This window comes from Thiothrix unzii (genome assembly GCF_017901175.1).
Classification (GTDB): domain Bacteria; phylum Pseudomonadota; class Gammaproteobacteria; order Thiotrichales; family Thiotrichaceae; genus Thiothrix; species Thiothrix unzii.
On sequence record NZ_CP072793.1, the window covers coordinates 1,851,147 to 1,862,616 of the forward strand.

At 48.1% G+C, this 11,470-nt stretch carries 11 protein-coding genes and 1 tRNA gene; 3 read left to right on the forward strand and 9 right to left on the reverse strand.

Annotation, left to right across the window (positions count from 1 at the left end):
- Window positions 1-181 precede the first annotated feature (181 nt).
- From J9260_RS09255 to J9260_RS09265, 3 genes are all read left to right on the forward strand, one after another.
- The gene (locus J9260_RS09255) at window positions 182-1,561 is read left to right on the forward strand and encodes a sigma factor-like helix-turn-helix DNA-binding protein (RefSeq protein ID WP_210217516.1); all 1,380 of its coding nucleotides are present in this window, start codon (window positions 182-184) and stop codon (window positions 1,559-1,561) included.
- Window positions 1,562-1,607: 46 nt separating this feature from the next.
- Entirely contained in the window at window positions 1,608-2,828 is a 1,221-nt protein-coding gene (locus J9260_RS09260; protein ID WP_210217517.1) for an IS256 family transposase, read from the forward strand.
- Between the two features lie 67 nt (window positions 2,829-2,895).
- On the forward strand, window positions 2,896-3,786 hold the full coding sequence (locus J9260_RS09265; protein WP_210217518.1) for a hypothetical protein: 891 nt from the start codon (window positions 2,896-2,898) through the stop codon (window positions 3,784-3,786).
- Window positions 3,787-3,949: 163 nt separating this feature from the next.
- Here the strand turns inward: J9260_RS09265 and J9260_RS09270 are convergent, their stop codons facing one another.
- The 9 genes from J9260_RS09270 to J9260_RS09310 all read right to left on the reverse strand — a co-directional run bounded on the left by J9260_RS09270 (window position 3,950) and on the right by J9260_RS09310 (window position 11,379).
- Window positions 3,950-4,405, reverse strand: a complete 456-nt coding sequence (locus J9260_RS09270) for a YqaA family protein (RefSeq protein ID WP_425520089.1) — start codon at window positions 4,403-4,405, stop codon at window positions 3,950-3,952.
- A gap of 9 nt (window positions 4,406-4,414) precedes the next feature.
- Entirely contained in the window at window positions 4,415-5,302 is an 888-nt protein-coding gene (locus J9260_RS09275) for an ABC transporter ATP-binding protein (protein WP_210217519.1), read from the reverse strand.
- An 18-nt stretch (window positions 5,303-5,320) separates the two neighbouring features.
- Entirely contained in the window at window positions 5,321-6,253 is a 933-nt protein-coding gene (locus J9260_RS09280) for an ABC transporter permease (RefSeq protein ID WP_210217520.1), read from the reverse strand.
- A 69-nt stretch (window positions 6,254-6,322) separates the two neighbouring features.
- Window positions 6,323-7,723 carry a CmpA/NrtA family ABC transporter substrate-binding protein gene (locus J9260_RS09285; protein WP_210217521.1) on the reverse strand — a complete coding sequence of 467 codons (1,401 nt, stop codon included), beginning with the start codon at window positions 7,721-7,723 and terminating at the stop codon, window positions 6,323-6,325.
- A 316-nt stretch (window positions 7,724-8,039) separates the two neighbouring features.
- Window positions 8,040-9,215, reverse strand: coding sequence for a CmpA/NrtA family ABC transporter substrate-binding protein (locus tag J9260_RS09290; RefSeq protein WP_210217522.1), 1,176 nt, complete (start codon window positions 9,213-9,215; stop codon window positions 8,040-8,042).
- Window positions 9,215-9,799 (reverse strand): ANTAR domain-containing response regulator, encoded by a 585-nt coding sequence (locus J9260_RS09295; protein ID WP_210217523.1) that lies wholly within the window; start codon window positions 9,797-9,799, stop codon window positions 9,215-9,217. The genes J9260_RS09290 and J9260_RS09295 overlap by 1 nt, the downstream gene beginning before the upstream one ends.
- A gap of 70 nt (window positions 9,800-9,869) precedes the next feature.
- Window positions 9,870-10,490, reverse strand: a complete 621-nt coding sequence (locus J9260_RS09300) for an FMN-binding negative transcriptional regulator (RefSeq protein ID WP_210217524.1) — start codon at window positions 10,488-10,490, stop codon at window positions 9,870-9,872.
- An 89-nt stretch (window positions 10,491-10,579) separates the two neighbouring features.
- Window positions 10,580-10,666 (reverse strand) — tRNA-Leu (locus J9260_RS09305).
- A 161-nt stretch (window positions 10,667-10,827) separates the two neighbouring features.
- Window positions 10,828-11,379, reverse strand: a complete 552-nt coding sequence (locus J9260_RS09310; protein ID WP_210217525.1) for a DUF4124 domain-containing protein — start codon at window positions 11,377-11,379, stop codon at window positions 10,828-10,830.
- Window positions 11,380-11,470: the final 91 nt, after the last annotated feature.

Below are 11,470 nucleotides of genomic sequence, written 5' to 3' on the forward strand. Positions count from 1 at the left end.
TTTGAAGGACGGCAATCACAATCCCAGAATATGCGGAACGCTTGACGAACTAAATGGGCAGTCGCTGCTTTTTGGTTGAGCAGGGACTGGTTATTCTGATATTCATGAACGCCGTCCAATAAACTGTTGGCTAACCTTAAAACAAACAACATTCAGATTCTTAAGTAATTATAGAGTTCATATGACAGAGAATAAATGCAACATCGAACAAGTTCTTGAAATACCTGTAACGCACATAAACTTACCAAGTCGAATAAAAAACAAACTTGAATCATATAATATTAAAACCATCAAGGATGCAAAAAAATTTCTTGAGAACACTCCATTTATAGACGGAATAAATAAGAATAGCATTTCCGAGTCATTAACTATACTGTCGGACTTCATTGAAAATAATAAAAATTTAAGCCCCTCTGAAATTGATAATATAGGTGATAATAGAATATTAGTTGCATCAACGCGCGACCAAGACTTAAGCGACTCAATTGATAGAATTGCATATCAAGTTATAAAACGCATTTTCCACAAAGATGAAGAAAGAAATATTAATATTTTAGACAGAAGATTTTCACTTAAGGGCTACAAAAAATATACCTTAGAAGAAATAGGCACTTATAATGATGTAACAAGAGAGCGAGTTCGACAAATAGAAGCAAAAACGTTAAAAACGATCTATAACATTTTAACGACAGACAGTAGTAAAAAAGTCAAGGTTGATATAACAATCAGAGAGAAATTTATTCGACTTGAATCAGAGTTAGAATCAAATGGAAACATCATCAGCGAAGATTCTATAATTTTCTTGTTAAAAAATAATTATCAGTATCAATGCCAAGATAACAACAAGGTAGTATTGCTACTTGAAATATTGGGATATGAAAAACTATCAAACTCTTTTAGTATTACATCATTACAGTTAGATTCTCTGTATTACTCAAAAAATAAGATTTCAGCAAAGGATATAATAAAAGCAACATCCCACATTGCATCATTAATTAAAACCCCCGATAAATATTCACTATTTGATATAGTGGTATCGAACAAGAAAAGAAAAATCAAAAATATAAGTAAAAACGACATTATAAATCTTTTATCTAGTTCAAGTTGCGTTGAATGTATAGATAGTGATAAAGAAATATTCCAAACCAAAATCCATTGTTTATCTAGTGCCGCAGATAAAGCATACCGTATATTAGTAAATTTAGGAAAGCCTACACATTATCGACAAATAGTTAAAATCATAAATAAACAAGAAGCAACAAGTTCACATGATGCCTCGCTCACTAGAAATATCACAAATCAAATGGTTACAGATAAAAGATTTACTCCCATTGGAAAAAGTGGAGAATGGGGACTTTCCGAATGGAACTCAGTACCTAATATCAGCTCAAAGGACTTAATGATAAAAGCCTTGCATAAAAAAGGCGAACCAATGAAAGCAAAAGAAATACATAATGAAATAACTAAAATAAGAGAAAACATCCCATTAAGTTCCGTCAACACTTACTTAGTTTCGCATAAAGATATTTTTATACGAGTTGATCGAGAGACTGTAAACTGAACTGTGTAACTGCTATATAACGTGAATCCCAAGAAGGAGCAGTAACATGGAACGCCTCGACCCGAAACTCATGGATGACTTACTCAGCGATTGCAAAACGCCTGCTGATGTCAAAAACCTTTACAGCCAGCTCTTGCAGCGGATGATCAACCGCAGCTTGGAAGCCGAATTGGATGTGCACCTAAACTACGACAAGGGTGAGCGTAGCGAAGCCGGGCAACGGCGCAGCAATACCCGTAACGGCAAAGGCAACAAGACCATCAAAGGCGAATTTGGTGAGTTGCAGGTAGAGACACCGCGTGACCGTGATGGCAGCTTTGAGCCGAAGTTGATACAAAAACGCCAAATACGGTTAGCAGGGATGGAAGAACACATCCTGACGCTGTACGCCAAAGGCATGACCACCCGCGACATCGAAGACACGATCAAACGCCTGTACGGGGTGGACATCTCGCATACGCTGATCGCGGAAGTAACCGAAGCCGTTCAGGGCGAAGCTAAAGCGTGGCAGACGCGAGCACTGGATAATATCTACCCGATTGTCTGGCTCGATGGGATTGTCGTTAAAGTTCAACAAGATAAGCAGGTCATCAATAAATCAGCCCATGTGGTATTGGCGGTCAACTTACGCGGTGAAAAGGACGTGTTGGGCATCTGGTTGGCAGAAAATGAAGGTGCCAAGTTCTGGTTATCGGTCTTGACGGAACTACGCCACCGGGGCGTACAAGACATCTACGTGGCGTGCATGGATGGCTTAAACGGCTTGCCTGAAGCCGTCAACGCGGTCTTCCCCAAAACGCTGACCCAGTTGTGCATGGTACACATGGTTCGCGCCAGCTTGCGCTACGTCACCGCCAAGGATACCAAAGGTGTGGTCGCTGCCCTCAAGCGCATTTACCAGTCCAGCACTGCTGAAGAAGCCGAACACGAACTGGAAGCCCTCGACACCGAATGGGGTAACAAATACAAAGCAGTCGTGCGTCTATGGCGCGGTAACTGGGCGAATGTCATCCCGTTTTTCCAGTTCCAGCCGGAGATCCGCAAAGTGATTTACACCACCAATGCGATTGAATCCCTGAACATGAGTTTGCGCAAGTTTACCCGCAACCGGCGCATCTTTCCCAATGACAGTTCAGCCCTCAAAAGCCTGTATTTGGCGGTACGCGAAGCCTCGCAAAAGTGGTCGGTCATTCACCACTGGAAACCCGCTTTGCAGACTTTTTTACTTATGTTCGGTGAAGAGCGGGTTCCGCTCTCCGCCCTATGAAAAACGTGTTACACAGTTTATTTGACAGACTCTTGATCGAGGACTTTATGCACTTAAAGCATGGAAAATGAAAGAACATAAAGATGAGAAAATCAATAATAATGTACATTCTTTGGATGAGGCAGCAAGTGAGTTATTCAAAGAAAAAACATCAATGAGATTTGCTGAAGCTGTCAGGGAACTAATGAAAAGAACAAATTATAGCGAAATAAATATAAGACAAAGACTAAGGGCTTCCCCCAATTTTAAGTTCAAAAAAATTGGGAATGGTAAAAGTTTGATAATTGAATGTATAAACTCAGATTTCCAACGTCTATCAAAAACTGAGGGAAAAGAGACATTGCGCGAGAGAATATATGAAGAAATCAGAACAATTCTTTATAGCAACCCGAATAAGCCATATCAAAAAGGTGTTCTCTATAAAATGATTTCTGAGCAGGTTGAGTGCATCAAACCAACATTTTATAATTATTTGTCAGAAATGAATGATATTGAGAGTTACCAAGAAAATAACAAAACATATGCCATTTACAGAAACAAAGAGATTAGTCAATCTATTTCTATAGATATTGAGAGTTATGCGTTAAAAGAAAACTTAAAGCCATACTTGAACAGAGCTATCACAAAATTAAATATTGATGAGATAGATATTGGCTTATTTGAACTGGGCAGAATATTTGAAACAGAATTAAAGAATTACTTATCTAATGCAAAGGATCAGAAATTAATTACTGTAAGTAACAACGACTTATCATCACTGGTTAATATGATTAATTGTGTAGTCAGAGAAAAAGTCATGAGTAAAGGTTATGTCTTGCATATTCTTCGTGAAGAAAGAAATGACCGTGCTCACGGTAAAATACCAACCCTTGATGAGAGAAAAATATTATTAAACAAGGCGCATTATCTAGTTGACAAATACATAGAATACATATCTTTTTTTAACTCAAAATATTAATAGAGAGCCAACAATTTATTCGACGACGGACGCGGTGACAACCCGCGACTCCGACCGACTTACTCTCCGCCGCGCCCGTCAATTCGGACGTTGACGCTGTAGAAAAACCCTGAAAACAAATATATGGCACTAGTCAAACCAAGCCTGAAGGCATTGAGATAAACTACCCCATCACCATCCACCCCAACACCCCATACCGCCCACCCTTCGCCACCGCCACCACCGCCACCACCGCCACCACCGCCACAAACGGCAGCAACGGCATCCGCATCACCCCCGCCACCACCGTCAGCGGATCACCGATGATCGGCAACCAACTCAACAACAACACCCCCCACCCATAACGCTGAAACCACTGTTGCGCCCGTGCCAAGCTTGCCGCTTTCACCGGAAACCAGCGTTTATCCTGAAAGTGTTCCAAATAACGCCCCAGCCACCAGTTAATCACCGAACCCAGCGTATTGCCCAACGTCGCCACCGCAATCAACAGCCAAAACGCACCCTGCCCGTTGAGCAATAACCCAACGAGCACGGCTTCCGATTGCGCGGGAATCAAGGTCGCGGCGAGTAACGCCGACGTGAACAGCAGCAGATAATCCATCGCGGCATTATCTGCCAAACAGACGGATTATGCCGCTTCTTTGGCAGGCACTTTTTTCAGCTCAACGATGTTACCCCTTGCGGGCTGCGCCTCCTCATCCGCGACTGGCGTAGGTGTTGCCTTGCGCCCGTGCCGCTCATACAAAAAGCTCAACACTGCCTTACGGCAACGCATGTATTCCACCGACTCCGCCATCGCCACCCGATTACGCGGGCGCGGCAGATTCACCGTCACAATATCCCCCACACTTGCCGCCGGGCCATTCGACATCATCACAATCCGGTCTGACAGCAACACCGCCTCGTCCACATCGTGGGTAATCATGATCACCGTATTGCCCAGCGTCGCCTGAATTTCCATCATGGAATCCTGCAAATGCGCACGGGTCAAGGCATCCAGTGCGCCGAAAGGCTCATCCAGCAACAGCACTTGCGGTTGCATCGCCAAGGCTCGTGCAATCCCGACCCGCTGTTTCATCCCGCCGGAAATTTCATCCGGGCGTTTGTGCATGGCATGATCCATGTGTACCAGCGTCAGATTGTGTTCGATCCATTCGCGCATTTCGGCTTTGGACTTTTTGCCCTTAAACACCTGCTTCACTGCCAATTCGACGTTTTCATACGCCGTCAGCCAAGGCAACAAGGAATGGTTCTGGAACACCACGGCGCGTTCTGGCCCCGGTTCATTGACTTCGCGCCCATCCAGAATCACCCCGCCCTCGGTGGCTTGATACAAGCCTGCGACGATGTTCAGCACGGTGGATTTGCCGCAGCCGGAATGCCCGATAATCGACACAAATTCACCCTTTTCAATACGCAAATCCACTTTGTCGAGCGCACGGAACGGCCCTTGCGGGGTAGGAAAGTCGATGGATACCTGTGAAATCAGCAGGTGATCCGCGTGTTTTGTTGTCATCACTATTCTCCTTATCGCTTAACGCAATGCCGCGTTTTTATCCCACGACACCTGACGTTGCAGCAGCAACATGCCGCGATCCAGCGCGAAACCGATTAAACCAATCACAATCACCGCCACCATAATCCGCCCCAGCGAATTGGAGCTGCCGTTCTGGAATTCATCCCACACGAACTTGCCCAAACCGGGGTTTTGCGCCAGCATTTCCGCCGCAATCAGCACCATCCACGCAATCCCCAACGATAAACGCAAGCCGGTGAAAATCATCGGAATCGCCGAAGGCAGCACGATTTTGCGCACATGCGTCCACCAGCTCAGGCGCAATACCTTACTGACGTTCTGCAAATCCTTGCTGATATTGGCGACACCCACCGTGGTATTGATAATGGTCGGCCACAAACAGCACAGCAGCACCGTCAACGCCGAGTTGATGAACGATTTATCAAACGTTGGGTCATCCGACACATACACCGCACTCACGATCATGGTCACAATCGGCAACCAAGCCAACGGCGATACCGGCTTGAAAAGCTGAATCAACGGGTTAAGCGCGGCGTACACCGTCTGGCTCAAGCCCGCCACAATCCCCAGCGGAATCGCAATAAACCCCGCCAATACAAAACCTGTCATCACCGTGACAATGCTCGTCACAATTTGATCAAAAAACGTCGCTTTACCCGTGTAAGGGCGAACACTGATTTCAGCATTCGGGTCTTCCGCCAACGCGGTAGCATTGCGCTCTTCTTGCCGCTGGTAAAACTCCACCTCTTTCTGACGTGCCGCCCGATGCTCATCCACCAGCCCGGTGAATTGCTCGAAAACCTGCACCGGCCCCGGCACTGCCCCCAACGACGTTACAATCTTGGGCGCACCAACCTGCCAAATCGCCAGAAACAGCAGAATACCGAGAAACGGCGCGGCAAAGGTCTGGAATAGTTGCTTGGAATTCATGAGTTGTCTCCTGTTTGGATAAGCCGTAGAGACGCAAAATCTTGCGTCTCTACAACCACGACCTGACCGTTAAACCTTCTCGTCTTTCTTCAACCCGATCTTGAACTGTTCGATGTATTCGTTCGGCTTTGTGCCGTCGTAACTCGTACCGTCGATAAAGTCGCTGGTCGCAGGCTTGTAACCGCTTTCCGCACCGAAGTCAGGGAAGTCTTCCTTCTTCAGCTTGCCTTCGGCAATCAGAGCTTCAGCAGCGGTTTTGAAGATGTCCGGGCGATAAACCTGCTTGGCAGTTTCATCAAACCACTTGTCATCCTTGGGTTCGCCAATTTGACCCCAGCGGCGCATTTGCGTCAGATACCACACTGCGTCGGAGTAATACGGGTAAGTAGCGTTGTGGCGGAAGAACACGTTGAAGTCCGGCACGTCGCGCTTGTCGCCTTTTTCATACTCAAACGTACCGGTCATGGAATTCGCCAGTACCACTTTATCTGCGCCGACGTATTCCGGTTTGGACAGGATTTCAACGGCCTCCTTGCGGTTGGCGTTGTTGTTTTCATCCAACCAGTAAGCAGCACGGATCAGGGCTTTTACCAAACGCGCTGTGGTATTCGGGTTCTTTTCAGCAAATGCTTTGGTGATACCGAAGACTTTTTCCGGGTTGTTTTTCCAGATTTCGTAGTCGGTAATGACTGGTACGCCGATACCTTTGGCGACAGCTTGCTGGTTCCAAGGTTCGCCGACGCAATAGCCGTCAATCGTGCCTGCTTCCATGGTAGCGGGCATTTGCGGTGGCGGGGTGACAGAAATCATCACGTCCGCACCAATCTGACCTTTGATGTCGTCTTTGGCGGGTGCGTAAGTGCCGGGGTTGATGCCGCCAGCCGCCAGCCAGTAACGCAATTCATAGTTGTGGGTGGAAACCGGGAACACCATGCCGAGGTTGAAAGGTTTGCCACCCTTCTTGTATTCCTCAATAACCGGTTTGAGGGCTTCGGCTTTGATCGGATGGACGGGTTTACCGTCTTTCATTTCAACGTGCGGCTTCATTTTTTCCCACACCGCGTTGGAAACGGTGATGCCGTTGCCGTTCAAGTCCATCGAAAACGGGGTGATAATGTCAGCCTTGGTGCCAAAACCGATGGTGGCGGCGAGTGGTTGCCCTGCCAGCATGTGTGCGCCGTCAAGTTGCCCATCGACTACACCATCCAGCAAAACTTTCCAGTTGGCCTGCGCTTCGAGCTTGACGAACAAGCCTTCGTCTTCAAAGAAACCTTTTTCATAGGCAATCGCCAGCGGAGCCATGTCGGTCAGCTTGATGAAACCCAATTTCAGATCAGCCTTTTCCGGCTTGCCAATCTCGGCGTATGCGCTGGTGCTCAGCAGCCCAGTACCCATGCCCAATGTTAATGCCAACGCCAGCGTCGCTTTCTTGAGGAAGGTACGGCGTTCGGTTACGTGTATGTTGCTCATCGTAAAAACCTTTTTCGTAGCCAAAAAAAAAGCCCTGACAATCTGTTGGCAGAGGAGGAGCCAACAGTCGTCAGGGCAGCTTTACCCAAATACCCGCGCTACATCGCACGGTTAGGAGGAGGAGTCATTTCATGATTACGCAGTCGCCGTTGACTGCATGGTGATAACTATGCAAAGGGTGTGCCAAGTGGAAAAGCTGTAGGTTGGTGGCGGGGTTGGTGGGTTTTGCTTGCACGCTACCCACCCTTGAGTTCATTAGACTGCACTTATATTGTGCTTTTTCGGCTTAGTTTGGGCAGGATTGGTGCAGTCGCGGTTATAGCCGCAACCGTTCCAACGCCACGTAACTATTCCCCATCGCGATTAGTTGGCTGGCATCGCGCAACACCCACGGCGCGAGACAATGAACTGACGGCAGATAATCCACCGTCGGATACGGCAAGCTCAGAGTTTCAGCCGCCAAACGATACAACGGCGTGCAATACACCTTCGTCAGCAGTGCCGCAGGGTCAGTGGGCAAAGTTGCCAACTGACCTGTTGCGTGCATTTGCGCCAAGAAATACTCGCCGTGCGAATGCCAAGGGAAATTGGCAGCATAACGCGCAAACACATTGAAATCAGGCAGCAAACGTTCCGGTTCATCCGGCGCGTAACGGTAACGCCCCAACAACGGCGGCTGGATCAAGGCAAGCGGCACATCCAAATATTCCGGTCGGGTTAGCAGTTCAGCAATCCGCACGCGATTATGCGGCTCGTCCAACCATTGTGCGGCTTCGAGCAAGGCACACAGCAAGGCTTGATGCGTTTCAGGGTTGGCTTCAGCCCACGCTTGGGTCACACCCAGCACTTTTTCAGGGCCATTGTTCCACAAATCGTAACTGGTAACGGCAACCTGCCCAATACCCCGACTGACCGCTTGCTGATTCCACGGTTCACCCGCGCAATAACCGTCAATCTGACCTTGCGCCAAGGATTCGACCATTTGCTGCGGGGGAATCACGCGAATTTCCACATCCTGCCCCAACACCAGACCGCCATCCTGCAACCATGCCTGCAACAAATAATGGTGCTGTGAGAAAGGGTAGACGCAACCGAACACCAGTTTGCGCGGCATTTGCGCATCTAAAAGACGCTTGAGACCGTGCGCTCGCACCGGGGCGGTGCATAATGCTTGCGGGTAATGTTCGCGCATGGCTTGCATCAAGGGGCTGGCAACAGTAATCGCACTGCCATTCAGACCAAGACTGAACGCGGCTTGCATCGGAATCCCCAAACCGTCGATGCCCAGCGTTGCCGCCAAAGGCATGGGGGCAAGCATGTGCGCCGCATCAAGTTCGCCGAATGCCACGCGGTCACGAATATTTGCCCAAGACACTTCGCGCTGCAAGGTGACGTGCAGACCGTATTTTTCAAAGAAACCGCGTTCCAACGCTGCGACTAACACAGCACAATCGGTTAGGGGCAAAAAGCCGATGCGCAAATCTTGTTTCATCAGAATTTCCCCCCTAGCAAGGCCATTGCCGCGACGAAATTGCGGGCAGCTTCACCGATTTTCATATTGCGATCCATCGCCATTTTGCGCAGGAGTTGGTATGCCTCTTCTTCCGTCAGGTTGCGGTGTTGCATAAGAATGCCCTTGGCTTTATCCACATCTTTGCGGTCTTGCAAGCGGGATTTGTAGTCTTCCAGCTCATCTTTGAGCTTTTGGTGTTCTTGAAAACGGGCAATCGCCACTTCCAACACCGATTTCAGGCGCTTTCCCGGCAAATCATCGACGATATAGGCACTGACTCCGGCACTAATGGCAGCACGGGTGGTTTCAAGGTCGCTTTGTTCGGCAAAAAACACGATGGGCTTGGGCATTTCGCGGCTAACATTGCGCAGCGATTCGAGGGTGTCGCGGTCGGGGCTTTGCATGTCGATGAGGATAATGTCGGGCTGGTGGGTACGCACCGCAGCGAGCAGGTTTTCACCTTGCCCGACGCGGATAATGTGAGCATAACCAGCCGCGAGGAGCGCAACTTCAAGACTCGCAGAGCGGTCGGGGTCGTGATCGACCAACATCAATTTATGCATGTGAACCTTGTTATAAGCAAAAGCTAATCACAAGAATATGCAAAAATTACGCCAGAAAATATCAACCACGTCAGTTTTGCGATGCGTGATCATCCTCCAAACGTTTCGCCATCAATGCTGCCACACCGCGTTCACCTTCGCCGCCATTCGCATCCAAGGCTTGCATAACAAGATGTTGATCCGCAGCACTGCGGTTCTGGCTCAGTTTGTATTTGGCTTGCAACGACTCAATGGTGATTTCAAAACCAACGATGGCTTCCAGCATTTTGGCGGGGTAGCTGGGAATCCAAGCGTTGGGGGTATCGCCTTCATAGTAATGACTGAGGCGTTCCACCTGCGCTTGCAACCATGCCGTATCGTGAATGACACGCACCTTGCCGTGGACATGCACAGCGGTGTAATTCCAAGTGGGCACGCCTGCGCCTTCGTACCATGTGGGTGAAACGTAGGCGTGTGCGCCTTGGAACATTGCCAACACCTGCGGGTTTGTCGCGAGGTGCTGCCATTGCGGATTGGCTTTGGCAAGATGCCCGGACAACGTGAGTGTGTCGCCCTGTTCCAACAAAAACGGAATGTGACTGGCGAAGGGAACACCTGCATCAACCGTAACCAGCGTACCAAATGCATTGGCGGCGATGAAGCGCAGGATTTCGGCTTGGTCGTGTTCGGCAAAGTGTTTTGGGATGTACATCAGAACTCCAATATCGCTAGAGCAATGTTTTCAACCAAAGCAGTCATTGGCTAAACTACTGATTTACAAGCATTCATTTGCAACAAAAGTGGTGCCCGGAGCCGGACTCGAACCGGCACAGCGTTACCGCCGAGAGATTTTAAGTCTCTTGTGTCTACCGATTTCACCATCCGGGCATGGATGCGGGAGTCGATAAAAGCGAGGGACGGATTATAAGATGCTTCGTCAATCAACGCAATCAACTTGCTACATCAATCGCAATAAAAATACCGACACACCATACGCCCTTGTAGCATTAGCACGCGGGCGATGGTTAGCTGCATAACAGGCTTAACGTTTACTTGCCGGAAGTTTGTCCAGTAGTAGTGGTATCAGTCGCTGGTGATGCGGGTTTAGCAGCGGCATTGGCTGGTGCAGCCGCCACGCCGGTAGCACTGCTAAACATTTCAGGGCCACACATGCTTTCAATATTTTTACTGATAGAAGCAATTTTTTCCTGTTTTTCAGCCGCATTTAGGAAGCGTTCGCCCTTTTCATCGGTATATTTTACCAGAGAATTTGTGGAAATTTGTTGCAGTGCTTGTTTTTGTTGATCGCAATAACTACGGTGCTGTTTTTCGCTGGCTTGCGCCGCTTCTTCTGGCTTTACAGCTTTGTCAGTTGGTGTTTCGGTTTTAGTTTCCGGTGCTGCTGCATCAGTCTTAGGTGCATCAGAAACCTTGGATTTACCGCTGGATAGGTTAATCTCAGCTTCAATATTTTTGGCTTTTACATCAGCAGGCGGTGGGGTCGCACTGTAGTGTGTTTTGCCACTGCTATCTGTCCATTTATACATCTCTGCGCTGGCGGAACTTGCCCAACCGACGAGGCTTGCCAGTAAAATTGGCATAAATATTGCCTGTTTCATCATGTCGTCACCTTATTTTGTTATCTTGACAAGTAATATTAGCATCCTCTAATGTTCCCTGTTAGGGTAAACA